We start from the raw sequence: 26281 nt of genomic DNA, 5'->3' as shown, positions 1-26281 counted from the left end.
CGAACCCTGCCCCAGTCACCGCCGCCCGATGCCAGGCACGCGCACACGGCGCCGGGAATCCGCCGCTCTGCCGGTCTGCCGCACTGCCGATTCACCGCTTCGCCGGTCTGCCGGTCAAACGGTCAGCCGGTCAGCCGGTCAGCCGGTCACCAGTCCGCCACAGCCAGCCCGTACATGGTCAGCCACGCCACCCCGATGAAGGTGAGCGGACGGTCGCGCAGGACCACGTCCTCGGGCTCGCCTGCCGAACCCCGGTCGGCGAAGACGGCGTAACGCAGGACGGCCAGGACAAAGGCGATCATGGAGAGTTGGCGCCACGGCAGGATGCCGGCGCTCGGTACGCCGCCTTCCTCCATGGCCCAGAGGCAGTAGCCGAGCACGGCGACCCCGGCGGCCAACTGCCAGACGAAACGCAGGTATCCGGCGGTGTACTCGGTGAGCAGGGCCCGTGTCGCTCCGGGCCGGTCGGCCATCCGTACGGCCTCCGAGTAGCGCTTGGCCGCGACCATGAACAGCGCGCCGAAACCGGTCGTGATCAGGAACCAGCGCGACAGCGGAATGCCGAGCGCGATCCCACCGATCATCGCCCGCATCAGGAACCCGGTGGTGACGACCGCCAGATCGACGACCAGCACATGCTTGAGGCTGAGGCAGTAGGCGAGTTGGAGTCCGAGGTACGCCATCAGCAGCACGGAGGTGTACGGCGAGCAGAGCCACGCGGCGGCCAGGGGCGCGAGCACGGCCAGGGCGCCGCCGACGCCGTAAGCGACCGGGACGGGCACCTGCCCGGCGGCGACCGGGCGGTGCCGTTTGACCGGGTGCGCACGGTCCGCCTCGGCGTCCCGGGCGTCGTTGACGAGGTAGACGGCGGCGGCGCAGGCCATGAACAGCGCGAAGACGAGAGGGATTTGGACGAGCGCGCGGGGGGTGAGGAGTTCCCCGGCCGCGGCGGGGGCGGCGACGACCAGGACGTTCTTGATCCATTGGCGGGGGCGGGCGGTCCGCAGGAGACCACGGGCGAGACCGGCTTTCGGGGGCGCTTGGCCGGGCCTCGCCCGTCGCTCCAGGATCACCGTGCGCTCAGCCATGGCGAACCACCGTCCGGTCGAGCGCCATCGGGCCGAACACCGTGCGGTCGAACACCGTGCGGTCGAGTGCCGTGTGGTCGAACCCCGTGCGGTTGTCCCGCCCGGCCCTCAGCCACCGCACCCCCCAGCGCGCTGTGAGCGCCCCGAGAACCACCCCCGCCACCACGTCCGACGGATAGTGGACGCCGAGGACGAGCCGGGACAGGCACATCGCGGCAGCAAGCGGGACGGCGGCCGGGAGCGCGTGCGGGGCCCCGAGAGCTCCGTACGCCACGACCGCCACCGCCGCCGCCGCCGAACTGGCATGCGAACTGGGGAAGGAGTGCCGCCCGACGGTGCGAACGAGGGGCTCGACGTGCGCGGGGCGCGGCCGACGTACGACCCGCTTGACGACCATGCTGGCCAGGTGCGCGGCGGCCGTCAGCGTCGTGCCGCGCAGCCAGACACCGCGGCGCGGCGGGTCGGCGGCGGCGCCCGTGAGGCCGGCCGCGAGCCAGAGCGTGCCGTGCTCGCCGACCCAGGACAGTCCGCGTGCCACGGCCGCGACACGGGGGTCCGCGCCGCTGGCGTGGAGCACGGAGAGCAGCCGCCGGTCCAAGCCGCGCACACCGTCGACGACGTCAACTTCATCCATGCGATGCCACTCTTCTAGGTGACCGGCCAAGAACTACGGCAATCTTGAACGACATCCCATTAATCACCCATTTCGGTGAGGCGGCAGAGCGACCCCGCCGACGCGCCCGAATCCTGCGCACACGCGGCGATACGGTCGCGGGCATGCCAGCCGACGCCCCCTCAGCCGCCCCGCCCTCACCGCCTTCACCGCCCGGCCGCACCACTCACGTCACCGGCTGGGGCCGCACCGCCCCGACCGCCGCACGGCTGATCCGCCCACGGACGTACGAGGAGGCCGCGGCCGCCGTACAGGCGTGCGGACCGCGCGGTGGGATCGCCCGGGGACTGGGGCGGGCGTACGGGGATGCGGCGCAGAACGCGGGCGGGTCCGTCCTCGACATGACGGGACTCGACCGCGTCCACGCCATCGACGCCGACGGCGGCACCGTCCTGTGCGACGCGGGCGTCTCGCTGCACCGGCTGATGCAGGTCCTGCTTCCCCTGGGCTGGTTCGTACCGGTGACCCCGGGAACCCGCCAGGTCACCGTCGGCGGCGCCATCGCGGCGGACATCCACGGCAAGAACCACCATGTCTCCGGGTCGTTCGCCCGCCATGTGCTGTCGCTGGAACTCCTGACGGCGGACGGCGAGATCCGCACGGTCAGCCCCGGCACCCCGCTCTTCGACGCCACGGCCGGCGGCATGGGCCTGACCGGTGTCATCCTCACCGCGACCGTACGACTGCTCCCCGTCGAGACGTCCTGGATGTCCGTCGACACCGAACGCGCCCGCGATTTCGACGACCTCCTCGTCCGCCTCACCGCCACCGACCGCTACTACCGTTACTCGGTCGCCTGGATCGACCTCCTCGCCAGGGGCACGTCGACGGGCCGCGCGGTACTGACACGAGGCGAGCACGTACCCCTGGAGGCTCTGGACGGTCTGCGCGGAGGATCATCGTCCACGCGTGCGCGTGGAGAGGCATCGTGGTCGACGCGTGCGCGTGGAGGGCGGTTCTCGCGGCGGGACGCGTACACCGGTCCCTTGGAGTTCCGGGCCTCCCGTCTCCCGGCCGCCCCCTCTTTCCTCCCGGAGGGCCTCCTCGGCCGTACGACCGTGGGCCTCTTCAACGAGTTCTGGTACCGCAGAGCGCCCCGCGCCCGCGCCGACGAACTGCAGCGCATCTCCACCTTCTTCCACCCCCTCGACGGGGTCCCGCAGTGGAACCGGATCTACGGCAGGTCCGGCTTCGTCCAGTACCAGTTCGTCGTCGGGTACGGCCGAGAAGAGACCCTGCGCCGGATCGTGGACCGGATCTCGGTGCGCCGCTGCCCCTCCTTCCTCGCCGTCCTGAAGCGCTTCGGCGAGGGCGACCCCGGCTGGCTGTCCTTCCCGATGCCCGGCTGGACCCTCGCCCTGGACATCCCGGCGAGCCTGCCGGGCCTGGGCGCCTTCCTCGACGGGCTCGACGAGGAGGTCGCGGCGGCCGGCGGCCGCGTCTACCTCGCGAAGGACGCCCGTCTGCGCCCCGAACTGCTGGCCGCGATGTACCCCCGGCTGCCCGAGTTCCGCGCACTGCGGGAGCAGTCGGATCCCCGCGGGGTCTTCGTGTCGGACCTGGCCCGTCGGCTGGGCCTGTGAGGGCCGCGACGGGCCCCGCGATCGGCCCATGACGCACAGTCGGCCCATGACGCACGGTCGGTCCATGACGCACGGTCGGTCCGTGCACCCGCGGTCGGCCGTGCACCCGCGGTCGGCCCCGTGAACCCGCGGTCGGCCGTGGACATCACCCCGCCCCGCCCCCTGGAAACCCTGTCCACGACCCAGGAGCTGTCATGAAGGACGCCTTCGGCACCCCCCAGTCCCTGCTGATCCTCGGCGGTACTTCGGACATCGCGCTCGCCACCGCGCGCCGTCTGATCGCCCGCCGCACCCGCACGGTGTGGCTGGCGGGGCGCCCGTCGCCCGACCTCGAGAACGCGGCCACCCATCTGCGTGGTCTCGGCGCCGAGACCCACACCATCTCCTTCGACGCGCTCGACTCCAACTCCCACGAGGCGATCCTCGGCAAGGTCTTCGCCGAGGGCGACATCGACATGGTGCTGCTCGCCTTCGGCGTACTCGGCGACCAGGCGAACGACGAACGCGACCCGGTGGCCGCCGCCCGTGTCGCCCAGACCAACTACACGGGGGCCGTGTCGTCCGCCCTGGTCTGCGCGCGGGCACTGCAGACACAGGGTCACGGCTCCCTCGTCGTCCTGTCCTCCGTCGCCGCCGAGCGCGCCCGTCGCTCCAACTTCATCTACGGCTCCAGCAAGGCCGGCCTCGACACGTTCACCCAGGGCCTCGGCGACGCCCTCCACGGCACCGGCGTCCACGTCATGCTCGTACGCCCCGGCTTCGTCCGCACGACCATGACCGCCGGCCTGCCCGAAACCCCCCTCGCGACGACCCCGGAGGCGGTGGCCGTCGCCATCGAACTCGGCCTGCGCCGACGCTCGGAGACGGTCTGGGTACCGGGTGCCCTGCGGCTGGTGATGGCCGCGCTGAGGCACGTACCGAGGGCGGTGTTCCGCCGCTTGCCGCTGTAGGTCGAGGGGAGCGCCCCGCAAGGGCGTGTGAACCGCGCGAGCGGCCACGACCGGTCCGCAGCCGCGAAGCGCCTGTGCTCAGCAACGGCTCGTGTTCCCGGCCCGCTACGGTGCAACGGCTCGTGTTCCCGGCCACCCCGCGGCAGCCGTTCGCGTCAGTGCGTCGGAAGCGTCGTGTCCCCCACGGGCGCGCCGGCCTGGGGCGGGACGATCGAGCCGCCGAACGTGAACTCGCGCAGTTTGCGCCAGATCCCGTCGGCGCCCTGCTCGTAGAGCGCGAAGCCGGTGCAGGGCCACTGCGCCTCGTACTCGGCGAGTTCCTCGAACGCCCGGTCCATCGCCTCCTCGGCAATGCCGTGCGCCACCGTGACGTGCGGGTGGTACGGGAAGTTCAGCTCGCGCGCGACGGGCCCCGAGGCGTCCCGGACCTGCTTCTGCAACCAGGTGCAGGCTTCGGCGCCCTCGACGACCCGCACGTACACGACGGGCGACAGCGGGCGGAAGGTGCCCGTGCCGGACAGCCGCATCGGGAAGGGCCGCCCGGCCGCCGCGACCTCGACGAGGTGCTCCTCGATCGCCGCCAGGTCGGCATCCTCGACCTCTGTCGGTGGCAGCAGCGTGACGTGCGTGGGGATGCCGTGAGCCGCGGCGTCGCCGAAGCCCGCGCGCCGCTCCTGGAGCTGGCTGCCGTGGGGCTCCGGGACCGCGATCGACACACCGATCGTTACGGTCCCCACGTCGTCTCCTGTCGTCGTGTCATGCGAGTCGTCGTATGTCCTTGTTGGTCGCGATCCGTCGCCCCGACTATCGACTGTACGGCCACGGGGGTGTTCCGGGCAGGCGCAGCGGGAGTGATGTGCGGCGCTGTCGGTGGTGCGAACGGTGGTGCGAGCGGCGCTCGGGGCCGAGGTGGTGCGGCTCAGTGCTTGGCGGGCAGGAGGCCCACCTTGTCGTATGCCTGGGCGAGCGTCTCCGCGGCGACGGCGCGCGCCTTCTCGGCCCCCTTGGCCAGGATCGAGTCGAGCGTCTCCGGGTCGTCCAGATACTGCTGGGTGCGCTCCCGGAACGGCGTCACGAAATCGACCATGACCTCGGCGAGGTCCGTCTTGAGCGCACCGTACATCTTGCCCTCGTAGTCCCGCTCCAGCTCGGCGATCGACTTGCCCGTGAGCGTCGAGTAGATGGTGAGCAGATTGCTGACGCCCGGCTTCTCGGCAATGTCGAAGCGGATCACCGTGTCGGTGTCGGTGACCGCGCTCTTGACCTTCTTTGCGGTGGCCTTCGGCTCGTCGAGCAGGTTGATCAGCCCCTTGGGGGTCGACGCCGACTTGCTCATCTTGATCGCCGGGTCCTGCAGGTCGTAGATCTTGGCCGTCTCCTTGAGGATGTACGGCTTGGGAATCGTGAAGGTCTCGCCGAAGCGGCCGTTGAAGCGTTCGGCGAGATCGCGGGTGAGCTCGATGTGCTGGCGCTGGTCCTCGCCGACCGGGACCTCGTTCGCCTGGTACAGCAGGATGTCGGCGACCTGGAGGATCGGGTACGTGAAGAGGCCGACGCTCGCCCGGTCGGCGCCCTGCTTGGCGGACTTGTCCTTGAACTGGGTCATGCGGGAGGCCTCGCCGAAACCGGTGAGGCAGTTCATGACCCAGCCGAGCTGGGCGTGCTCGGGGACGTGGCTCTGGACGAAGAGCGTGCAGCGCTCCGGGTCGAGACCGGCGGCGAGCAGTTGCGCGGCGGCGAGCCGGGTGTTGGCGCGCAGGTCGGCGGGGTCCTGCGCGACGGTGATCGCATGCAGGTCGACGACCGCGTAGAACGCGTCGTGGGACTCCTGCAGAGCAACCCACTGGCGGACGGCGCCGAGGTAGTTGCCCAGGTGGAACGAGCCGGCGGTGGGCTGGATACCGGAGAGCACGCGGGGTCGATCAGAGGCCATGCTCACCATTCTCGCAGGTGTCCGAGCTCGTTCCGGAACCGTCCGGAAACAGATGTGACACGGGTGGGAACCGATGTGGTCCGGGCGGTGTACCAATTCTGTGAGAACGCGGGAGGGGGGCCGCATCGTCGATGAGGCCGCGGTGATCGCACGCGTACGCGCCGGTGAGCCGGAGGCGTATGCGGAGCTGGTGCGCGCCCACACGGGCATCGCACTGCGGGCGGCACGGGCGCTCGGTGCCGGTGCGGACGCGGAGGACGTGGTGCAGCAGGCCTTCTTCAAGGCGTACTGCTCCCTGGGCCGCTTCCGGGACGGCGCGGCGTTCCGGCCGTGGCTGTTGTCGATCGTGGCCAATGAGACGAGGAACACAGTGCGGACAGCGGGACGTCAGCGGTCCCTGGCCGACCGCGAGGCGGCCTTGGCCGAGGCCGAGCCGTTGATACCGCCGTCCGCCGACCCGGCGGTCGCCGCGTTGGCGATAGAGCGCCGTGTCGCACTGCTCGGCGCGCTGGAGAAGCTGAGCGAAGAGCATCGGCTGGTCGTCACCTACCGCTATCTCCTGGAGATGGACGAGCCCGAGACGGCCGCCGCTCTCGGCTGGCCCCGGGGCACGGTCAAGTCCCGCCTCAGCCGAGCCCTGCGCAAGCTGGGACGACTGCTGCCGGAGTTCGAGCCGAGCGACCCTGCTGCGCCAGGGGCGGCTCTTGGACACGTCGGGGGCACTGAGCAGAGGGGAGGGGGTGACGAGGGTGAGTAAGTCGGGGTCGGAGTCGGGGTCGGGGTCGGAGTCGGAAGAGGACTGGGGTGGGGCACGCGCGGAAAGGCGAGATCCGGGTAGGGCTGAGCCGGGTGCGGGAGGCCGGGAGCAAGGCAGGGACGGGTCACCGCATGCAGGGCGCCGGGATCCGGACCAAGACGCACACCCCACGAGAGACCGCCCTTCCGACCGGGACCGGCATCACGCGGAGGAACGGCATCCCCACCCAGACGGGCCGCACGCGGGGTGCCCCGATCCTGGCCCGGAAGGACCACCGCACACGCAGGGGCGAAATCCGGACCAGGACGCACACACCTGGAGACATCGGCCTTCCGACCGGGGCCGGCATCACGCGGACGAAAGGCATTCCTACCGGGACGAGCGTTACGCCACGGAGTGGGCGTCGGGTCGGGACGGCGAGATCGCGAAGGCTGGTGAGCGTGCCGTCCGGTTGCCCGAGGAGTTGCGGGCGCTCGGGCGGGCCATGGACCGGCCGGGGGCCGACGGGGACGAGACCATGGTCGAGCGGGTCCTGCAGCAGATACTCGCCGAGCGGGTTCCGGCCCCGGTGGCCGAACCGGCGGGGGCCGGTGAGTGGCTACGGGCGGTGCGCCGATGGGCCCGGCTGCGCCGAAGCGCGCTCGTCGCCGCGCTGTGCGGGGTGCTCACGGTCCTCGTCCTCACTCCTACGGTGCGGGCGGCGGTGGCCGACTGGTTCCGCTTCGGTGGGGTCGAGGTGCGGTACGACCCGTCGGCGACCACTTCACCCGGTGCGAGGGTGCCTGGCTGCCCGGCCCCGGTCCCTGGCCGGGACCCGCTCGCCGAGGCCGAGCGGCGGGCTGGGTTCGCTCCGCTCGTGCCGGGCGCGCTGGGCGCTCCGGACGCCGTGTCGGTGACCCGTGCGCCGAAGGACCGCTTCGTGATCACCCTCTGCTGGAACGAGCGGGGGCACACCGTCCGGCTCGACGAGTACGCGGCCCGGCTGGCGCCGGAGTACGGCAAGACCGTGGCGGGTGAGCAGGCCGTCGAGTGGGTGGAGCTCGGTGGGGTCCGGTACGAGGCACTGTGGTTCCCCGAGCCGCACCTTCTGCGCTTCTGGATGACCTCCCCCGACGGCTCCCGCTTCACCCGTTCCGAGCGCACCGCCGGTCCCACGCTGCTGTGGGTGCACGACGACTCCATCACGCTGCGGCTGGAGGGGGTGGAGTCCAAGGACCGGGCGCGGGAGATAGCGGAGTCTTCGGAGCAGCAGCCCCAGCCCTGAAGCACGGGGCCTCGCAGCGGCCCCAGCGCCGACACGGCCGCCTGCGGCGGCTGCGGGTACCGGTCGTGCCGGACGCGCCAGACACGGCCGGTCGTGCCAAACGCGCGGGGCGCGCCAGACCTGCCGGTCTCGCGTCAGTCGTACCGGACGCGAGTCGTCGTGTCGGTCGCGCCGGACGCGAGTCGTTGGTGCCGGACGCGAGTCGTTGGTGCCGGACGCGAGTCGGCTGGTGCTTGCGGCGGTTCTTTCAATCGGTCTCGCCGTGGTGGGAACCCCGGCGGGTCGAGCGGTGTACCAGGAATGACACCGCGAGTGCGGGCGGGCCGCACCGGGATCGATCGGGGGGTGTCGGATGCGTGGACTGCGACAACTGACGGCGATGGCGGGCGTATTACTGACGGCTTTCGCCCTGCTGCTGCTGGGGGCACCGCCCTCCGCGGCGGGCGGACCGACCAGCGTGCTGCTGGCCTCACCGACGGCCCAGCGGACGGCGTCGCTGTACGGCACACAGGAGGATTACGGCCGACTGGAGAAGCTCCTCGTGCCGGCGGGCGGCGAACTCGACGGGAGCCGGGAGAAGACTCCGGAGTGGGGGCAGGAGGACATATGGGGAGAGCGGATCGTCGACATGGTCAGCGTGACGTGGATGATCCACGACGTGACGCCCTGGCGGCTGGACCGGGTGTACACGGCCCCTCCGGACACCCGGGACATCTGGATCCACACGATGGTGTCCACTGGTGAGGAGCCTCTGGGCACTGCGGGCGCCGGCGTCTGGCACAAGGCGAAGCAGCCGGAGCGACTGCGCGAGCTGCTCAGCGACCTCAATGTCCTGGGCACGGCTCCCCGCGATCTGAAAGGGAGCGCACCGCTGTCGGGTGACTCACCGGCCGAGGTGCGAGCCGGCACCGACGGGACGACGGCCGACGCTCGGGCCACGGCAAGCACACCCGGCCTGGCGGGCCGGGCCCAGTGGGCGATATCCGCCCTGGCCCTGGGCCTGCTTCTCGGCTCCGGAGGCGCCGTGCTCCTCCTGCGCCGCGCGGCGGCCCGGCGCGAGTCCGGACCGCCACGAGGGCCACGTCAGCAGGTGATCGACGTGTGAAGGCCGCCGAGGATCAGCCGAGGTCGATCTCCGGGTAGAGCGGGAAGCCGGCGACGAGGTCGGTGGCACGGCGGGAGATCTCGTCGGCGACCTTCGCGTCGAGGACGTGCTGGGCCTTGGAGGGGGCTCCGGACTTGGTGGTGCCGGGCTCGGTGGTGGTGAGGACGCGGTCGATGAGACCGGCGACCTCGTCCATCTCGGCGGTGCCCAGCCCGCGCGTGGTCAGCGCGGGCGTGCCGATACGGATGCCGGAGGTGTACCAGGCGCCGTTCGGGTCGGCCGGGATGGCGTTGCGGTTGGTGACGATGCCGGAGTCGAGGAGCGCGGCCTCGGCCTGGCGGCCGGTGAGACCGTAGGAGGTTGCGACATCGATCAGGTTGAGGTGGTTGTCGGTACCGCCGGTGACCAGCGTGGCGCCGCGGCGCATCAGACCCTCGGCGAGGGCGCGGGAGTTGTCGACGATGCGCCGGGCGTAGTCCTGGAAGGCGGGCCGACGGGCTTCGGCGAGGGCGACGGCCTTGGCGGCCATGACATGCGGGAGCGGACCACCGAGGACCATCGGGCAACCGCGGTCGACCTGGTCCTTGAGGGAGTCGTCGCACAGGACCATGCCACCGCGCGGGCCGCGCAGCGACTTGTGGGTGGTCGTGGTGACGATCTGGGCGTGCGGCACCGGGTCGAAGTCGCCGGTGAGGACCTTGCCGGCGACGAGACCCGCGAAGTGCGCCATGTCCACCATGAGCGTGGCGCCGACCTCGTCGGCGATCTCGCGCATGATCCGGAAGTTCACCAGACGGGGGTAGGCGGAGTATCCGGCGACGATGATCAGGGGCTTGAAGTCGCGGGCTGAGGTGCGCAGGGCCTCGTAGTCGATGAGGCCGGTGGCGGGGTCGGTGCCGTAGGAGCGCTGGTCGAACATCTTGCCGGAGATGTTCGGGCGGAAGCCGTGGGTGAGGTGACCGCCGGCGTCCAGGGACATGCCGAGCATGCGCTGGTTGCCGAAGGCCTGGCGGAGCTCTGCCCAGTCGGCCTCGGAGAGGTCGTTGACCTGGCGGGCGCCGGTCTTCTCCAGGAAGGGGGCCTCGACGCGGTCGGCGAGGACGGACCAGAAGGCGACCAGGTTGGCGTCGATCCCGGAGTGCGGCTGCACATAGGCGTGGCGGGCGCCGAAGAGCTCCCTGGCGTGCTCGGCGGCGAGGGACTCGACCGTGTCGACGTTGCGGCAGCCGGCGTAGAAGCGACGGCCGACGGTGCCCTCGGCGTACTTGTCGCTGAACCAGTTGCCCATGGCCAGGAGAGTGGCGGGCGAGGCGTAGTTCTCGGAGGCGATCAGCTTGAGCATCTCGCGCTGGTCGCCGACCTCCTGGCCGATCGCGTCGGCCACGCGCGGTTCGACGGCGCGGATCACATCGAGGGCGGCACGGAAAGCGGTGGACTCGTGGGAGAGGGGCTCGGCTGACATGGGGACCTCCGGACGTTGCGTTCAGCGTTCACGGTACGGCCCAGGCGCACGGCACTCATTTTCCCCGGGCCGCTCCCCGATGGTCCGTCCCATCCCAGCGCGCCAGTCACGGCCCGACAGCCACCCTATCGGGCCCTCGGGAGCGCCGGGCGGGGACGTCCACCATACGAACGACGATAGGAGACGCCGGACGGAGGAGGAGAGCAGGCGGCGGACGGACGAGGAGAGCAGCGGCGGGAGTCAGAGGATCACATGGGGGAGGAAGCGGGCGTACTCGTCCGTGACCAGGCCCGAGGACTCACGAATGCCGAGGCCGGCCGACTCGTCCTCGACGACCCAGGCACCGAGGACGACGTGATTGTCGTCGAAGGCCGGGAGGGGGACCAGTTGCTGGTAGCAGCAGGGTTCTTCGCGGAGGACGGGGGTGGCTCCGGGGGCGTGGAGGGTGACGCCGGCGCCCTCGCGGCCGAGGAGGGGCTTGGCGACGTAGCCGGTGGTGGCCAGTTCGCGGGGGCCGTCGAGGTAGGCGGGGAGGAGGTTGGGGTGGTCGGGGAACAGCTCCCAGAGGATGGCGAGGAGGGCCTTGTTGCTGAGGAGCATCTTCCAGGCGGGTTCGATCCACAGTGTGGTCCCGGTGCCGCCGCCGTTGTCGAGGGTGGCGAGGACGTGCGGGGCGAAGCGGTCGGTGGTGAGCCACTCCCAGGGGTAGAGCTTGAAAATGCTGCGGATGAACCGGAGCTTCTTGTCGACGAAGCGCTCGGAGAGCCGGTCCCAGCCGATGTCCTCCATGGAGATCCAGTCGGTGTCGAGCCCGGCCTGCTCGGCGGTCTCCTTCAGATAGGCGACCGTCATCAGGTCCTCCCCCAGTTCGTCACCGGCGGAGTGCGCGAAGTAGAGGGGACTGCCCGGTGGGAGGAGGTGGGACTGCTTCTTCCAGGCGTCGACGAGGCGTTCGTGGAGGGAGTTCCATTGGTCGGCGCCCGGGAAGCGTTCCTCCATCCAGAACCACTGAGGGCTGGCGGCCTCGACGAGCGAGGTCGGGGTGTCGGCGTTGTACTCCAGCAGCTTGGCGGGGCCGGACCCGTCGTAGCGGAGGTCGAAGCGGCCGTAGACGGACGGCAGTTCGGAACGCCGGTGCCACGCCTCGGCGACGAGGTCGGCAAGGCGTGGGTCGGTGATGCCGAGGTCGGCGAAGCGGTCCCGCTCGACGATGTGCGCGGCGGCGGCCAGGCACATCCTGTGCAGTTCCTCGACGACCTCCTCCAGTGCCTCGACCTCGGAGAGCGAGAACACGTAGTACGCGCTCTCGTCCCAGTACGGGCGCAGGGAATCGTCCGGGTGGCGGGTCAGGGGATAGATGAGCCCCTGTGCCTCGACGGTCTCCTGCCAGCCCGGCCGGGGTTCGATGGTGCGGCGTTCCATGGCTCTGCCTCGTCCGCCGGGTCAGCCGCCGCTGGAACCGGAGCCGTCGCCGTCGCCCGAGCAGCCGAAGCCGTCCCGGTCGACGGCCTCGCTCCGGCTGAAGGTGCCGTAGTCGGCCCGGCCACCGCTGACGTCGGCGTCGTAGTACCAGGCGGCGTCGACCGAGCCGGACCGGCTCCTGTTGCCGCTGCTGCTGCTCTTGCGGTTCTTGCCGTACGACGACGAGGAACTGGAGCCCGAGGTGCAGTTCTTGTCAGTGATGATCTTGTAGCCGTTGGCGTAGTCGTAGCTGTCGCGGTCCACGCAACGGCGGTCCGGGTCGGAACCGCAGGAGGTGAGGGCCGCCGCGACAATGCCCATCCCACCGAGTACGACCGTGCTGGACCGCAGTCGCCTGCGCTGTTCTCCCATGCCTGCTCCCCCGCTTATGTGCGCTTTACCGGCGCTCAGACTAGTGATCGAGCCGTAGGAGGGGCCAATCGGGTGCGGTGCGGCGGCCATGGGCGGCGGATCGCCTTGAGCGAGCGGAGGGCCTGGGCGCGCAGGGCGTCGAGGAGTTCGGGCGGCGCGGGTTCGTCGAGGGTGAAGTCGGCGTCCACCGAGGTGATCATCCAGGCGAGGTCCCGGGGCGTCTCGGCACCCAGGTGCAGCCGGCAGCGGTGGTCGTCGAGGGGTTCGAGGACGCCCATGCCCGGCCACACCCGGTCGGCGGCCGACTCGGCGGGCTCATGCAGGGTGACGGTGGCCCTGAGCGGCCAGGCCCTGGAGGAGAGGCGGTGGGCCAGATAGGTCGCCGCGTCCCCGTCGGGGAGTGCGCGCGGGGTGAAGCGGGGCCCGGTAGGGGTGCGGGGGGCGAGGCGGTCGACACGGAAGGTCCGCCAGTCGGCGCGGTCGGTGTCCCAGGCGACGAGATACCAGTGCCGGTCGAAGCTGACCAGGCTGTGTGGCTCGACGCTGCGGACGGTGCTGACGCCGGAGGGGGTGGTGTGCGGGGTGGTGGGGTGCGGGGTGGTGTAGTCGAAGCGGAGTTGTTCGCGGCGGCGGCAGGCTTCGGCGATCGTCATCGGGGTGTCCGGTGAGACCTTGGGGGCCGGGGCCGCGCCGGCTCGTACGGTGGCCGTGTGCAGGGTGGTGACCCGGTGCCGCAGGCGGGAGGGCAGCACCTGCTCCAGCTTGGTGAGGGCGCGCAGCGATGCCTCTTCGATACCGGCAACGGTGCCGTCGGCGGCGGTGCGGAGCCCCACCACGACCGCTACGGCCTCCTCGTCGTCCAGCAGAAGGGGCGGCAGGCTCGCTCCGGCGCCGAGTCGGTAGCCGGCGGCGCCTCGGGCGGCGTGCACGGGGTAGCCGAGGCCGCGCAGTCGCTCGATGTCCCGGCGCAGGGTTCGCCGGCTGACCCCGAGTTGCTCGGCGAGTTCGGCACCGGAGCGGTCGCGGTCACGGTGGACCTGCAGCAGGGCGAGCAGTTGGAGCAGTCTCTCGGAAGATTCCAGCATGGGAGGAGAGTGCCGGGGAGTTAGGACTGGGGATGACCTAACCGGTCCGTAGCGTCGCAGTCATGACGAAGCCGATTCCTGACATGCCTGAGCCCCGTCCCATCCAGCCCGTGGAGCCCGACCAGCCGGTCCAGACGATTCACCCCTTCCGGATCGACATCCCGCAGGACCGGGTGGACGACCTGCGCAGACGGCTGGCCGAGGCGCGGTGGCCCGAGGAGCTGCCCGGCGTCGGGTGGAGCCGTGGTGTGCCGGTGGGGTATCTGAAGGAACTCGCCGAGTACTGGCGCGACGGCTACGACTGGCGGGCGCAGGAGGCCGCGCTCAACGCGTATGCGCAGTACACGACGGAGGTCGACGGGCAGAACATCCATTTCCTGCACGTGCGTTCACCGGAGCCGGGGGCCACGCCGTTGGTGTTGCTGCACGGCTGGCCGGGCTCGGTGGTGGATTTCCTCGATGTCATCGGGCCGTTGTCCGACCCACGGGCCCACGGCCGCGAACCGGACGACGCGTTCCACCTGGTCGTTCCGTCGCTGCCAGGGTTCGGTTTCTCCACGCCCTTGGCCGGGCCCGGAATGGGGGTGGCCCGTACGGCCACGGTGCTCACGGAGTTGATGGCCCGTCTGGGGTACGGACAGTACGGGGTCCAGGGATATGACACCGGCTCGTGGATCGCTCCCGAGATGGGGAGGCAGGCGCCGGAGCGGGTCATCGGGGTCCATGTCAACGGCATGATCACCTTCCCCGTCGGGGCGGAGGGGGAAATGGACGGTCTCAGCGAGGTCGAGCAGCGGCGCTGGCAGTCCATGCAGGACTTCAACGACGGTTATCTCCAGTGCAACTCCAAGCGGCCGCAGACGGTGGCGTACGGCCTCACGGACTCTCCCGTCGGGCAACTGGCGTGGACGGTGGAGAAGTTCAAGGAGCTCACCGATCCGGAGGAGGGGCTGCCCGAGGACAGCGTCGACCGGGACCGCATGCTGACGAACGTCTCGCTGTACTGGTTCACCGGCACGGCCGCCTCGGCCGCGCAGATCTACTACGAGGAGGTCTCAGCCTCAGCCGGTGCTTGGCATGACGCGAGTGCCGCGGGTGACGTCGGCGCTTCGGGGGAAGCGGGTGCCTGGGGCGAGCCGGGCGCGTGGGGCGAGTCGACTGCCTGGGGTGGTGAGGTGGACGGTGGGCGCGGGAAAGTGCCCACCGCTGTACTCGTCTCCACGCACGATGTGACGATCCGGCGTTGGGCGGAGCGGGACCACAACGTCGTGCGGTGGACCGAACTCGACCGTGGAGGGCACTTCCTGGCCATGGAGGCCCCTGAGTCGCTCGTCGGGGACGTCAGTGAGTTCTTCAAGACGATGAGGTGAGGAGGGTGGAAGCCGTCGCTGGTGCCCGTGGGCGCCGTAGAGGTCGGCCGGCACGGGAGACGGGGTGAAGGGTGCCCGTCACCGAGGACACCGGGCCGCCACTGGCGGCACCGCCACCACCATTGCCACCGCCTCGCCATCACCGCTGACTCCGTCTCCGCTGCGGATCATCCGCCCCCGTTCCCCGAATGGCCCAAGATTTCGGCGTGGAAATGGACCATGGTCCTGGGCCATAGGCCTCCTAGGCTCGACCGCGTGACGACGACGAACGAGTCCCGCCTGGCCCCTCCCCGAGGTGCGAGGCAGGCCATGGTCGGGCAGGGCAGTCGAATGCAAGGGGGATGGCGGAGCGATGACTGAGATGACCGAGACGCGCACGACGTCGGCTGCGCCCGCACGCCAGGTCGACGACTTCCGCGCATTGCACCGAGGGCGGGCGCCCGGGAATCCGCTGATTCTGCCGGGGCCGTGGGACGCCGTCAGCGCGAGGGCGTTCGCGGAGGCCGGCTTCCCGGCGCTCGCCACGCCCAGCGCGGGGGTCTCGGCCGCGCTGGGCTATGCGGACGGCGCCGCGCCGGCGGACGAGATGTTCGCGGCGATCGCACGGATCACGAGGGCGGTCGAGATCCCGGTCTCAGCGGATGTGGAGGACGGTTACGGGCTCCCGCCCGGCGAGTTGGTGGAGCGCCTGGGGGAGGCCGGGGCCGTCGGCTGCAACCTGGAGGACTCGGCGAGCGGGACCCTCAAGGACCCGTCGCGGCACGCCGACTGGCTGGCGGAGGTACGGGCGGCGGCAGGCACCAGCCTGTTCGTCAACGCGCGCGTCGACGTCTTCGAGTACGGCACCCCTCCGGGTGCGCCCGAGGGAGCGGCAGAGGAAGTCGTGGAACACGCGATCGAGCGGGCCCGGCTGTACGTCGCCGCCGGCGCCGACTGCGTGTATCCGATCGGCGCCCCCACGGACGTACTCCCGCTGCTTCGGAAGGAGATCACCGGCCCGATCAACGCGTACGCGTATCTGGACGGCCCGGCGCCGCGCCGGATCGGCGAGCTGGGTGCCACACGGATCACTTTCGGGCCAGGTTTCCAACGCCGGACGGCGGAGCTCCTGACGACCCTGGCGGGCGACCTGCGGAGAGAGTGGACCACCTGATCGGAATGACACCCGCCGCTTGGACCGCGGCCCGGCATGCCGCCCTCTGCATGCCGCCCTCGGATGCCGTCTCGGAATGCCGTCCGTCGGCGTCTGAGATCACGGCGGTCAAGGCGAAGGCCTCGCCGCCCCCGACCGAGAAGACGAGCCCCGTGCGGTCGTCAGAATTCGACCCTCACCTCGACACTCGACAGTTGCTTGACTAAGGTCAAAGAAATGGAGACCCAGCGGCACCCGAAGTCCGAGTCGGAGCCGGTCGACTCTCGTCTTGTCGCACACCGTGCCACGCGCCACGTCAGTGGTTTGCGGCTGTTCAGCCGGTACTTCACCCGTCGGGTCGGAGCGTTGGACGAGCACTACCTCGGGCAGGACCGGCCACTGGGTGAGGCGCGGGTGTTGTTCGAGATCGGTGAGGCCGGGGGCGGGGAAGGTACCTCGCTGCGGGAGTTGCGCGGGCGGCTCGGGCTGGACGCCGGGTATCTGAGTCGGATGGTCAAGGCTCTGGAGGGGCAGGGGCTGGTCCGGGTCGGGCCGCACGGCGAGGACAGCCGGGTGCGCGTCGCCCGGCTGACAGCGGCGGGGTGCTCAGCGGTCCGCGAGCAGAACCGGCGGGCGGACGCCCTGGCCGAGGGGCTGTTGCAGGGTCTGACTCCGGTGCAGCGGAGCGAGTTGACCCAGGCGCTGGAGGCCGCACGGCGGCTGCTGCGGCTCGCATCGATCCGGATCGAGGCCGTGGACGGCGGGTCGGACGACGCCCGCGCCTGTCTCGACGCCTACGCCGCCGACATCGACGAGCGGTTTCCCGAAGGGTACGACCCGGCCACCCTCGTCCCACCCCACGAGGTCTCGGGGGAATCGGGGGCCTTCCTCGTCGCCTACGAGGAGGACCGGGCCGTGGGCTGCGGAGCACTGCGGACGCTCGGCCCCCAGGCCGGAGGCGAGGTCGGGGTCGGGGTCGGGGTCGGGGTCGGGGTCGGGGTCGGGGTCGGGGTCGGGGAGATCAAACACGTGTGGGTGCACCCCGACGCGCGGCGGCTCGGGCTCGCCCGGCGGTTGCTCGGCGAGTTGGAACGACGGGCGGCCGAGCGGGGTTTCGGCGCCGTACGACTCGACACGCACGCCTCGTTGACAGAGGCCCAGGCGATGTACCTGGCCTGCGGGTACACCGAGATCCCCCGCTACAACGACGACGTGTACGGGGCCCACTTCTTCGAGAAGAGGCTCCTCGCGCCGGGGCAGGCGTGACTCAGCCTCGTACGCAGATCGCCCCTGTCGGGCACAGGGACGTCATCGCCGTCGTGACCGGTTCACGCAGCTCGTCGTGCGGGGCGGACTCGGGGGCGCTGAGGCGGATGGGCCATCGAGAGGGAGGGCCGGGGCGTGGACGGGGACCCGTTCGAGGAGGCCGTACGGGTCGTGCCGTCGTCCCGGGCCAGCGCCCACACGCCGAAACCGCCGAACCGCCGGGTAACGCGGCGAGGGCGATCACCACGGCCGTGCGCGGCCGGGGGCTGCCGGCCCCGGGGCCACATCGCACGTCCCCTGATCCCTGGCGCGGGTCCCCGTGTCCTTCTCTCGGGTCCAGGTGCGCCATCTCGTCCCCTCTACCGTCGCGAACGTTCACGACGTGCGTCGACACGCGGACACGACGACGGGTCGAAGCGTTCACGACGATAGCGGCGTACACACCGCACAGGCCCTGTCGCGGTCGAAACCGGGACAGGGCCTGTGCGTGTCAGCTGAGGAGCTGCGGGGCGGCCGGGCGGCGGGCCCACAGCTGATGGTGAGGGCTGGTCAGATCAGACCGAGCCCGCGGACCGCGTCGCGCTCCTCCGCCAGCTCCTGGACCGAGGCGTCGATACGGGCGCGGGAGAACTCGTTGATCTCCAGGCCCTGGACGATCTCGTACTTGCCGTCCTTCACGGTGACCGGGAAGGAGGAGATGAGGCCCTCGGCCACGCCGTACGAACCGTCGGACGGGATGCCCATGGAGGCCCAGTCACCCTCGGCCGTGCCGTTGACCCAGGTGTAGATGTGGTCGATGGCGGCGTTGGCGGCGGAGGCGGCCGACGAAGCGCCACGGGCCTCGATGATGGCGGCGCCACGCTTGGCGACGGTCGGGATGAAGTCCTCGGCGAGCCACTTCTCGTCGTTGACGACCTCGGCGGCGTTCTTGCCGGCGACCGTGGCGTGGAAGATGTCCGGGTACTGGGTGGCGGAGTGGTTGCCCCAGATCGTGAGCTTCTTGATCTCGGAGACCGGGACGCCCGTCTTCTTCGAGAGCTGGGTCAGCGCGCGGTTGTGGTCCAGGCGGGTCATCGCGGTGAAGCGCTCGGCCGGGACGTCCGGCGCGGCGGCCTGGGCGATGAGGGCGTTGGTGTTGGCCGGGTTGCCGACGACGAGGACCTTGATGTCGTCCGCGGCGTGGTCGTTGATGGCCTTGCCCTGCGGCTTGAAGATGCCGCCGTTGGCCTCCAGGAGGTCACCGCGCTCCATGCCCTTGGTGCGGGGGCGGGCGCCGACGAGCAGACCTACGTTGGCGCCGTCGAAGGCCACGTTCGGGTCGTCCGTGATGTCGATGCCCGCCAGGAGCGGGAAGGCGCAGTCGTCGAGCTCCATGGCGGTGCCCTCGGCGGCCTTCAGTGCCGGCGTGATCTCCAGCAGGCGGAGCTTGACCGGCACGTCCGCGCCGAGCAGCTGGCCGGAGGCGATGCGGAAGAGCAGGGCGTAACCGATCTGGCCGGCCGCGCCGGTGACGGTGACGTTCACGGGAGTGCGGGTCATGGCGTTCTCCGTATGACAGCTGGCGGTGGGGCGTCCCTGCCCCTGTGGGACGTACAAATGATCGATCTCTTGGCGTCAAGAGAGATCGTTGGTCAGGCTATCGCGCATCCGGGATTCCGGACGGCGGGGGTCCGTGTGGCCCACCCCACAACGGAGCGTCGCACGGCACGGCCTGACGCAAGAAGAGGCGGCCGCCGGTCCGGGAGAGGTGGACCAAGGCGGCCGCCGTGTGGGGGTGCCGGGCCGGGAGGGGTGTCGAACTCCCGGGCGGGCCGGACTCCCGTGGGGGTACTGTCCGCATGCCCCGGAGTTCGGCGGGCATTCCACTTACACCACGATTACTTTGGGGGCAGCGGGAGTCACGGTGAGTTGCGGGCGAGAGCTATCCCGTGCACCCCTTCCGCCCCGATACCAGCGTCACGCAGGCCGTGGCTTCGCCCGCGTCCTTCACAGCGAGCATCTGGGTGTACGCGATGTTGTCGCCGGCCGCTTCGATGGCGGCGGTCTGCTTGGTGGCGCCGACGGTGACCTGGACCTCGTCGCCCTGGGCGGCGCCGGTGATGCGGGCCCAGGCGGCCTGGCAGGTCCTGCTGTAGCGGACCTCGACTTTGGTCGTGCCCACCAGGGCCTCGTCGGTGGTGCGTACGAGGTTGCCGATGCACCCCATGGTCTCCGGGTCCTTGCCGTCGCAGTCCTCGCCGCTGCACTTCACACCGGCCGGGAGGTCGGCGTTCGTGCCGGTCGAGGTGGACGGGGACGCCGACGGCTTGCCCTCGGCCCGGTCACCGCCGTCACCGTTGGTGAAGAAGAAGGCCACCGCGATGACGACGAGCGCGCCGACGGCTCCCGCGAGGAACATCGTCACCCGCCGCCTCGGCTGGGAGTCGCCGTCGTCGGCACGTCCACTCCCGCCCGGCGGCGGCCCGAACACACCGGAGGGGACCGAGGAACCCGACTCCGAGGGCACCCCGGCCAAGCCCGATGGCGATGAAGACGCAGGCACAGCCGAAGGGGCAGACGAAGGCGCAGATGAGGAGGCAGAAGGGGACGAGGGCGCGGGCGTAGACGGCGACGCCGGCGTCGATCCCCAGCTTATGCGGGGTACACCGCCGCCCACGGGCCCCGCACCGCCAACGCCGTACGGCGAGTACGAGGACGACGCGGACGAAGAGGACGCGGACGAAGAGGACGGCGATGAGGGAGCTGGCCTGGCCGACCCCCTGTACGGCGGGCGTGAGGTGCGCTCCTCCCCCGGTGGCTGCGGCTGCGGCGGGATCGTCGGTGAGACACCCGCTGGACCGGCCACCCCCGGTGTCATGGTGGCGCTGCGGCTCGCCCGGCCGTTCTTGCCGCCTTTGACGCCCTTGACGGTCGACTGGCCGCCCGTCTCGCCCAGGGCTGCGCGCGCCTGGGAGATGCGGATCGCTTCCATGGTCATGTCGTGGCGCATCTCCGAGCGGCTCCAGGCACGCTCGGCCAGCTCCCACATGGTGGTCAGGTGGACGGGATGAGTACCGGTCACCTCGGCCAACGCGACGATCGCGCCTTTTGGCGCGAGCAGTCTGCCGTTGAGGTACCGCTCCCAGGACGTCTTGCTGTAGCCCGTGCGGTCGGCCACCGCGGCGATGCTCAGTCCACTGCGGTCGACGAGCCGGCGCAGCTGGGCCGCGAACTCCCTTACCTGTGGATCGAGTTCATCGGGCAAGGCCCTCCAACGAGGCATTGCTTCCCCCCTCTTCCCCCCGTACGTCTCTGAACTTTCCCCCCGTGCCCGCTATCCCTGTGCCACGCATGACGCCCTCACTGCTTCCTGTGTTCGTGGATTCCCGGCCCGGGACCGAGCCCGAAGGCCCTCTCCGGAGCCCCGTTCTGGCCTACCCACTGGGATGCGCCCGGTCGGGATGTCAGTTCCCTGGAAAGGGGCGTGCGGGAGCATTTCGGGCCGGGGCGTGCGCCGTTGCACACCCCTAACGGCACGTGGCCCAGTGTCCCACCGGCTTCCCGGATTTCCGGACGGATTTGCAGGTACTCGCGCGGGACGTCCCGGACCATCCCAAATACCCAGGTTAGCCCTGGTGGCGAGCTGACCGAGGGCGAATGCTCGAAGCTGTCAACACATCGATACACGACCAGACATGCACAGTCACGCGAGCCGAACAAGGGCTCGCCTGTCTCGCACACCTCATCGACCACCGCACCGATGTGGTCGGCTCGGCCGGGGCTCAGCCGGGACGAACATCAACGGGGATTCAGGGGGATCACATGCATCACATGACCAGGCTGCTGCTCGCGGCCGTCGCCGTGACGGCCTCCGCCGGGCTCGCGCTCGGCGCCGCCGCTCCGCTCGCCACGGCTTCCGGAGCACATGTCGTCGACGGCTCCGGCGCCGCGTACAACGACTGGGGCGACGAAGGCACGCTGTCCGTCAAGAAGCACTCCAAGAGCAACGCGACGCGACTGTGGCAGAGCGTCCTGTACGCCGACGGCGCCAAGTGGGAGGACGCCGGAGGGAATCTGCACACGTTCACCGCGTCGGACATCGACGGGGTCTTCGGCCCGAGGACCCGGTCGGCGACCGAGTACTGGCAGGCGGCGGAGGATCTGGAGGACGTCGACGGCATCGTCGGCAAGGAGACCTTCGGGCAGGCCGACAGCTTCCTCGACGGGCCGTACAACGACGGCACCGTCACCTATGCGGGACTGGTGAACAAGGTGAACTTCCTCCGCCTGGACGGGCGGTACTACGTCAAGATCGGCTCGAAGTGGAAGCTCGCCGCGTACGACTGGCGCGGCTGAGCGGCCGGATGAGGGGCCGTCACGAGAGTGTGACGGCCCCTATCAGCGCGGCGGTCACGAGGGCGAGGGCGGCCAGGACGACGAGTGCGGCGTAGAGGGCGATACGGCCGGGCGGACGGGGTTTCGGCTCATCGGCGAGGGCGTCCCACCAAGGGAGCGTGGGGTCGTCCTCGTACGGCTCCGAGCTGGCCCGCGTCCCCGGTTCGGCGGTCTCCGACGACTGCGCCGGGGGCACGGGCTGTGTCGTGGGGCGCGGCCAGGCCCGTACGGCCAGTTCCCAGCGCACACCGAAGCGTTCGGCGTCCTCCCCCGCGACCCGGCACAGGGCGACGACCGCCTGCCGGGGCGGGGGCTGGGTCGCGTTGAGATAGCGCTGCCAGGAGGACTTGCTGTACGCGGTGCGTGCGCCGAGTGCGACGAGACTGAGTCCAGTACGGTCCTTCAGCAGGCGCAACTGCTCCACGAAATGCTGCACCTCCGGGGGGAGTTCGTCGGGCAGCGGCTGCCAGGCGCCCATCGGCTGCCTCCTCGGCTCAAGCGGTCTGAGCAGGTGACGATGCGGGTGGGCGGACCGGTTCCCCTCGGCACGGGGGCGCGCGGCGGCTCTTGAGGTGGTGTGGGAGAGGGCGTCGAGCGACCGGGGAGGGCACGTCGTGATGACGTCCGGGTGCCGTCGTCGTGGCCGGGCGCGGACACCTTGTCGGAATGGTCACTTCCGTGCCACAGCGGGCTGACAGGTGTTGAACAGGGCGTTCGCGGTGCAGGAATGTGGAGCGCGGCGGCGGTCCGTCCTTACTCGGGGGAGGGGACGGGCCGCCGTCGCGCGGGGGCGGAGCCAGGGCGGGACGAAGCGGCCTCAGCCGGCCTCGTCGCCCACCGTGAAGTGGAGCGTGTCCTTGAGGAAGGGGATCTCCAACAGCGGTCGGGGCTGCGCCATCAGCGCGAGGAGCACGATGGCGGTGCCCAGGGCGATGTAGGTGACCATGTCGGTGAAGCGGGAGCGGACGGCGAGCATGCCGACGTCCGGTACGGTCCAGCGCAGCGCAGCGCCGGCGAGCAGCGCGGCCCCGATCAGGATCGTGCCGAGCCGGAAGGCGTCCAGGGCGGTGAGCAGCAGCCCGAGGCCCACGGTGCACAGCACGACGAGGATCGGCCACTGCCGGACGGGCGCGGGTGCCTCTCGGGGCGCCGCCCGGCCGCCGCCCTCGGGCCGCGCCGTGTCCTTGGTGAACATCGGAAACCGCCGGGTGGCCCGGACCGGCCTGCCGTCGGTGTCCGGCACGCTGATGGGATCCCGCACCTCGATCTCACCACCGGCCGCGCCGGACGTTCCCACCGCCCCAGCCGTGTCGTCCGTGCCGTCCGCCCCGGCCATGCCCGCCACGCCGTCCGCCCCGGCTGTACGCGCCGTGCCGTCCGCCTCGGCCGTGCCGTTCGCCTTTTCCGTCCCGGTCGCCCTGGCCATCGCGTTCGCCTTTTCCGTCCCGGTCGCGTTCGCGTTGGCCGTCCCGGTCGCCTCTGCCGTCGCGTTCGCGTTCACCGTCGCGTTCGCCGTCCCGCTCGTCTCGGTCGTCCTGGCCGTCCCCGACATCTCCGCCCTCTCCGACGCAGCGGACCGGTCCGTCTGCCCCGGCCGGCCCGACGACGTCGACTGGTCCTTGTCCCGCGACCGGTTCGACGCGACTGCCTCGTCCGTATCCAGCAGCCGCTCCGACGCGACCGACTCGTCCGCCTGCCCGTGCCGACCGGACGCGGCTGACTCCTCCGGCCCACCCACCCGCTCCGACGCCCCCGGCCGGTTGGTGGCCTTCCCCGGCACGTCCGGCGTCCTCCCCGGCCCCCCGTCGGCAGAGACACCGGACCGCTCGGTCTCACCCGATCCGTCCGTCGCCCTCTCAGGCCCGCCGTCGGCAGAAACCCCGGAGCGCCCGGCCCTCTCCGAGCCCCGCGAATCACTCGCAGCCGCCGATGCCGCCGAGGTCCCCGACGCTGCCGAGGTCCACGACTCCCGTGACGCTGCCGGCGTCCTGGGCGCCCCCAACAGTCCCGGAGCCGCCCCCTCCGCCTCGCCGTCAGCCGACACTACGCTCCGCCGCCTCGACCACGTTGACGAGCAGCTGGGCGCGGGTCATCGGGCCGACTCCGCCGGGGTTGGGGGAGATCCAGCCGGCGACCTCGGCGACGCCGGGGTGGACGTCGCCGACGATCTTGCCCTCGGCGGAGCGGGAGACACCGACGTCGAGGACGGCGGCGCCCGGCTTCACGTCCTCGGGCCGGATGAGGTGGGCCGAGCCGGCGGCGGCGACGATGATGTCCGCCCGCTTCAGATGGGCCGACAGATCACGCGTCCCGGTGTGGCACTGGGTCACCGTCGCGTTCTCGCTGCGCCGGGTGAGGAGCAGCGGCATCGGGCGGCCGATGGTGACACCGCGGCCCACGACCACGACCTCGGCGCCCTTGATCTCCACGCCGTACTGCCGGAGGAGGGTGAGGACACCGTTCGGGGTGCACGGCAGCGGGGCGGGCTCGTTGAGGACGAGGCGCCCGAGGTTCATCGGGTGGAGGCCGTCCGCGTCCTTGTCGGGGTCCATCAGTTCGAGGATGCGGTTCTCGTCGATGCCCTTGGGGAGCGGCAACTGGACGATGTAGCCGGTGCAGGCGGGGTCCTCGTTGAGCTCCCGCACCACCGCCTCGATCTCCTCCTGGGTGGCGGTCGCGGGCAGTTCACGCTGGATGGAGGCGATGCCGACCTGCGCGCAGTCGCGGTGCTTGCCCGCGACGTATTTCTGACTGCCGGGGTCGTCTCCGACCAGGACCGTGCCGAGTCCGGGCGTGACGCCCTTCGCCTTCAGCACCGCCACGCGGGCGGTCAGATCGGACTTGATCGCGGCTGCGGTGGCCTTGCCATCGAGAATCTGGGCGCTCATGAACCCAATCTTCGCGGATGACCGGTGCCGGGTTCCAATCCGGTCACCTGCCGGACGCCTTCCGGCCGTCTTCCACCGAACTCCCACCGCTTCCGTACCCGTCCACAACCCCATACCCGACAAGATCGGATGTGTTGCACTTGCACAACACCCGACGAATCGCCCTGGACATCCGGGCGGGCTTGTAAAACGATTGGGGCACAGTGCCGCGGGCACTGCCGGGGGGCGTGACCACTTCAAGAGATCAGGGCATTCCTCCGCACCGTGCCGCGCGTCCCCGCATAAGGCAACGGAGGAAATCACGCCATGAGCTTCGGCGACCCGAACAACCCGTACGGCAAGCCCCAGCAGCAGCAGCCCGCCCAGGGTTACGGCTACCCGCAGCAGACCCCGCCCCAGCAGCCGGGCTACGGCTACCCGACGGCCCCGCCGGTCTCCCAGGGCTACGGCGGCTACCCGAACGCCCCCGAGACCATGCCCAGCACGGTCAACGCGGCCCGCATCATGCTCTGGGTCATCGTGGGCCTGCAGGTGATCGGCGTGCTCCTGTACGGCATCGGCGCGGTCGGCGTGGCGGCGGCCAGCGACAGCACGGAGGACCCGGCCCTCGCGGAGGCCCTCGGGAACATCCCCACCGGCCAGATGGTGGCGATCGCCATCTTCGCCGCGGCCTGGCTCGTCTACGCGATCATGCTGGCCGTGAAGTTCAAGAGCGGCGGCAACGGCGTACGGGTCGCCGCCCTGGTCTTCGGCATCATCACCGCGGTGCTGGGCATCTTCCCGTTCCTCCTGATCGGCCTCGTCCACCTGGTGCTGGGCATCCTGATCGCCGTCTTCACCGGCAACGCCAACGGCAAGGCGTGGTTCAACCGCCCGCGCTACTGAGCCCGTCACCACCGAGGCACGTCACCACTGAGCCACGACACCACCGGCCAAGACACCACCCGAGCCACGACACCACCGAGCACAGCACACGAAGGGCCGTGCCCCCGCACGCACACAGGGGGGCACGGCCCTCGGCCGTCTCACATCGGACAGGTCCCGCCGGTGGGACGAGGCACCACGGAACGCACCAAGCTGTCCCGCGTCTGCGTCTCCCCGGCGGGGAGCAGATAGCTGAAGCTGCCGCTCACGCAGTAGTCGACGGTCGTTCTGTTGGTGGCCTCGCCCACCCGCACCGAGACACCGAAGCGTGCCGCCGTCCCCTGCGCGATGCGGTAGTGGGCGCCCGTGCCGCTCGCCCCCTCGGCAAGGCACACGAACCCAAACGGGCAAGGCACCACCAACGCTGCTTCGGCGCCGTGCGCACTCGCACTCGTGCTCGCGCTCGCCCGCACACTCGCCGCGCCGCTCACCCCCGTCCCGAGCGCGACCGCCAACACCGCCCCGACGGCGGCGACCCGGCGTGACCGACTCGTCCTGTTGCGCATGACTGACCCCCAGAGCCCCGAGCGATGGAGTTGACCCCTCGACCCTCGCAGCGGAACGCACGCCTCTGCACCGGGATATCGGCCATTC

Annotated in this window: 23 protein-coding genes, 1 pseudogene and 1 riboswitch; of the genes and pseudogenes, 10 read left to right on the top strand and 14 right to left on the bottom strand. The window is 70.9% G+C overall.

Annotation, left to right across the window (positions count from 1 at the left end; translation table 11 throughout):
• Nucleotides 1–146: 146 nt before the first annotated feature.
• The gene (locus tag ACFY9I_RS14455) at nucleotides 147–1088 is read right to left on the bottom strand and encodes a decaprenyl-phosphate phosphoribosyltransferase (RefSeq protein WP_391001246.1); all 942 of its coding nucleotides are present in this window, start codon (nucleotides 1086–1088) and stop codon (nucleotides 147–149) included.
• A gap of 97 nt (nucleotides 1089–1185) precedes the next feature.
• Nucleotides 1186–1722 (bottom strand): annotated as a pseudogene (locus ACFY9I_RS14450) (phosphatase PAP2 family protein); the annotation flags it as partial.
• A gap of 143 nt (nucleotides 1723–1865) precedes the next feature.
• On the opposite strand from ACFY9I_RS14450, the gene ACFY9I_RS14445 reads away from it, so the two are divergent.
• Nucleotides 1866–3344, top strand: coding sequence for an FAD-binding protein (locus ACFY9I_RS14445; RefSeq protein WP_391001243.1), 1479 nt, complete (start codon nucleotides 1866–1868; stop codon nucleotides 3342–3344).
• A 194-nt stretch (nucleotides 3345–3538) separates the two neighbouring features.
• Nucleotides 3539–4294: a decaprenylphospho-beta-D-erythro-pentofuranosid-2-ulose 2-reductase gene (locus ACFY9I_RS14440; protein ID WP_391001240.1), complete on the top strand. Its 756-nt coding sequence runs from the start codon at nucleotides 3539–3541 to the stop codon at nucleotides 4292–4294.
• Between the two features lie 155 nt (nucleotides 4295–4449).
• Here ACFY9I_RS14440 and ACFY9I_RS14435 read toward each other — a convergent pair whose 3' ends face one another.
• Together ACFY9I_RS14435 and trpS are read right to left on the bottom strand one after the other, a co-directional pair.
• Nucleotides 4450–5031 (bottom strand): 2'-5' RNA ligase family protein, encoded by a 582-nt coding sequence (locus ACFY9I_RS14435; RefSeq protein WP_391001237.1) that lies wholly within the window; start codon nucleotides 5029–5031, stop codon nucleotides 4450–4452.
• Between the two features lie 182 nt (nucleotides 5032–5213).
• Nucleotides 5214–6227, bottom strand: a complete 1014-nt coding sequence (trpS, locus tag ACFY9I_RS14430; RefSeq protein WP_391001235.1) for a tryptophan--tRNA ligase — start codon at nucleotides 6225–6227, stop codon at nucleotides 5214–5216.
• 100 nt (nucleotides 6228–6327) lie between these two features.
• Here trpS and ACFY9I_RS14425 point away from each other — a divergent pair, with 100 nt between their 5' ends.
• From ACFY9I_RS14425 to ACFY9I_RS14415, 3 genes are all read left to right on the top strand, one after another.
• Nucleotides 6328–6984: a sigma-70 family RNA polymerase sigma factor gene (locus ACFY9I_RS14425; RefSeq protein ID WP_391001232.1), complete on the top strand. Its 657-nt coding sequence runs from the start codon at nucleotides 6328–6330 to the stop codon at nucleotides 6982–6984.
• A gap of 421 nt (nucleotides 6985–7405) precedes the next feature.
• A complete protein-coding gene (locus ACFY9I_RS14420) occupies nucleotides 7406–8248 on the top strand; it encodes a hypothetical protein (RefSeq protein ID WP_391001470.1) in 843 nt (280 codons plus the stop codon).
• Nucleotides 8249–8600: 352 nt separating this feature from the next.
• On the top strand, nucleotides 8601–9353 hold the full coding sequence (locus tag ACFY9I_RS14415) for a hypothetical protein (RefSeq protein WP_391001229.1): 753 nt from the start codon (nucleotides 8601–8603) through the stop codon (nucleotides 9351–9353).
• Between the two features lie 13 nt (nucleotides 9354–9366).
• Here the strand turns inward: ACFY9I_RS14415 and ACFY9I_RS14410 are convergent, their stop codons facing one another.
• The 4 genes from ACFY9I_RS14410 to ACFY9I_RS14395 all read right to left on the bottom strand — a co-directional run bounded on the left by ACFY9I_RS14410 (nucleotide 9367) and on the right by ACFY9I_RS14395 (nucleotide 13733).
• Nucleotides 9367–10815: a glycine hydroxymethyltransferase gene (locus ACFY9I_RS14410; protein ID WP_391001227.1), complete on the bottom strand. Its 1449-nt coding sequence runs from the start codon at nucleotides 10813–10815 to the stop codon at nucleotides 9367–9369.
• 31 nt (nucleotides 10816–10846) lie between these two features.
• A riboswitch (ZMP/ZTP riboswitch) is annotated at nucleotides 10847–10935 on the bottom strand.
• A 120-nt stretch (nucleotides 10936–11055) separates the two neighbouring features.
• Nucleotides 11056–12237 carry a glutathionylspermidine synthase family protein gene (locus ACFY9I_RS14405; protein ID WP_391001225.1) on the bottom strand — a complete coding sequence of 394 codons (1182 nt, stop codon included), beginning with the start codon at nucleotides 12235–12237 and terminating at the stop codon, nucleotides 11056–11058.
• Nucleotides 12238–12258: 21 nt separating this feature from the next.
• Entirely contained in the window at nucleotides 12259–12648 is a 390-nt protein-coding gene (locus ACFY9I_RS14400; protein WP_391001222.1) for a hypothetical protein, read from the bottom strand.
• A gap of 35 nt (nucleotides 12649–12683) precedes the next feature.
• Nucleotides 12684–13733 (bottom strand): WYL domain-containing protein, encoded by a 1050-nt coding sequence (locus tag ACFY9I_RS14395; protein ID WP_391001219.1) that lies wholly within the window; start codon nucleotides 13731–13733, stop codon nucleotides 12684–12686.
• Between the two features lie 83 nt (nucleotides 13734–13816).
• Between ACFY9I_RS14395 and ACFY9I_RS14390 the strand changes: the two genes are divergently transcribed.
• The 3 genes from ACFY9I_RS14390 (at nucleotide 13817) to ACFY9I_RS14380 (ending at nucleotide 17501) form a co-directional block, all read left to right on the top strand.
• Nucleotides 13817–15103, top strand: a complete 1287-nt coding sequence (locus ACFY9I_RS14390; protein WP_391001216.1) for an alpha/beta fold hydrolase — start codon at nucleotides 13817–13819, stop codon at nucleotides 15101–15103.
• Nucleotides 15104–15464: 361 nt separating this feature from the next.
• Nucleotides 15465–16256, top strand: coding sequence for an isocitrate lyase/phosphoenolpyruvate mutase family protein (locus tag ACFY9I_RS14385; RefSeq protein WP_391001468.1), 792 nt, complete (start codon nucleotides 15465–15467; stop codon nucleotides 16254–16256).
• Nucleotides 16257–16472: 216 nt separating this feature from the next.
• Nucleotides 16473–17501 carry a GNAT family N-acetyltransferase gene (locus ACFY9I_RS14380; RefSeq protein ID WP_391001213.1) on the top strand — a complete coding sequence of 343 codons (1029 nt, stop codon included), beginning with the start codon at nucleotides 16473–16475 and terminating at the stop codon, nucleotides 17499–17501.
• Between the two features lie 549 nt (nucleotides 17502–18050).
• Here ACFY9I_RS14380 and ACFY9I_RS14375 read toward each other — a convergent pair.
• Together ACFY9I_RS14375 and ACFY9I_RS14370 are read right to left on the bottom strand one after the other, a co-directional pair.
• Nucleotides 18051–19040, bottom strand: coding sequence for a malate dehydrogenase (locus ACFY9I_RS14375; RefSeq protein WP_391001211.1), 990 nt, complete (start codon nucleotides 19038–19040; stop codon nucleotides 18051–18053).
• Between the two features lie 382 nt (nucleotides 19041–19422).
• Complete coding sequence (locus ACFY9I_RS14370) at nucleotides 19423–20763, bottom strand: DUF2690 domain-containing protein (RefSeq protein ID WP_391001208.1); 1341 nt, start codon at nucleotides 20761–20763, stop codon at nucleotides 19423–19425.
• A gap of 539 nt (nucleotides 20764–21302) precedes the next feature.
• Between ACFY9I_RS14370 and ACFY9I_RS14365 the strand changes: the two genes are divergently transcribed.
• Nucleotides 21303–21836 carry a peptidoglycan-binding protein gene (locus ACFY9I_RS14365; protein WP_391001206.1) on the top strand — a complete coding sequence of 178 codons (534 nt, stop codon included), beginning with the start codon at nucleotides 21303–21305 and terminating at the stop codon, nucleotides 21834–21836.
• 19 nt (nucleotides 21837–21855) lie between these two features.
• Here the strand turns inward: ACFY9I_RS14365 and ACFY9I_RS14360 are convergent, their stop codons facing one another.
• From ACFY9I_RS14360 to ACFY9I_RS14350, 3 genes are all read right to left on the bottom strand, one after another.
• Entirely contained in the window at nucleotides 21856–22353 is a 498-nt protein-coding gene (locus ACFY9I_RS14360; protein ID WP_391001203.1) for a helix-turn-helix domain-containing protein, read from the bottom strand.
• A gap of 339 nt (nucleotides 22354–22692) precedes the next feature.
• Nucleotides 22693–23211 (bottom strand): DUF3017 domain-containing protein, encoded by a 519-nt coding sequence (locus ACFY9I_RS14355; protein WP_391001465.1) that lies wholly within the window; start codon nucleotides 23209–23211, stop codon nucleotides 22693–22695.
• Nucleotides 23212–23908: 697 nt separating this feature from the next.
• Complete coding sequence (locus ACFY9I_RS14350; RefSeq protein WP_391001200.1) at nucleotides 23909–24763, bottom strand: bifunctional methylenetetrahydrofolate dehydrogenase/methenyltetrahydrofolate cyclohydrolase; 855 nt, start codon at nucleotides 24761–24763, stop codon at nucleotides 23909–23911.
• Between the two features lie 306 nt (nucleotides 24764–25069).
• On the opposite strand from ACFY9I_RS14350, the gene ACFY9I_RS14345 reads away from it, so the two are divergent.
• The gene (locus ACFY9I_RS14345; RefSeq protein ID WP_391001197.1) at nucleotides 25070–25648 is read left to right on the top strand and encodes a hypothetical protein; all 579 of its coding nucleotides are present in this window, start codon (nucleotides 25070–25072) and stop codon (nucleotides 25646–25648) included.
• Between the two features lie 140 nt (nucleotides 25649–25788).
• Here ACFY9I_RS14345 and ACFY9I_RS14340 read toward each other — a convergent pair whose 3' ends face one another.
• Nucleotides 25789–26193: a hypothetical protein gene (locus ACFY9I_RS14340; protein ID WP_391001194.1), complete on the bottom strand. Its 405-nt coding sequence runs from the start codon at nucleotides 26191–26193 to the stop codon at nucleotides 25789–25791.
• Nucleotides 26194–26281: the final 88 nt, after the last annotated feature.

This window comes from Streptomyces sp. NPDC012510 (genome assembly GCF_042955065.1).
Taxonomy (GTDB): Bacteria; Actinomycetota; Actinomycetes; order Streptomycetales; family Streptomycetaceae; genus Streptomyces.
Note: the sequence above shows the minus strand (reverse complement) of the source record. Positions and strands in the feature narration are given on the sequence as shown.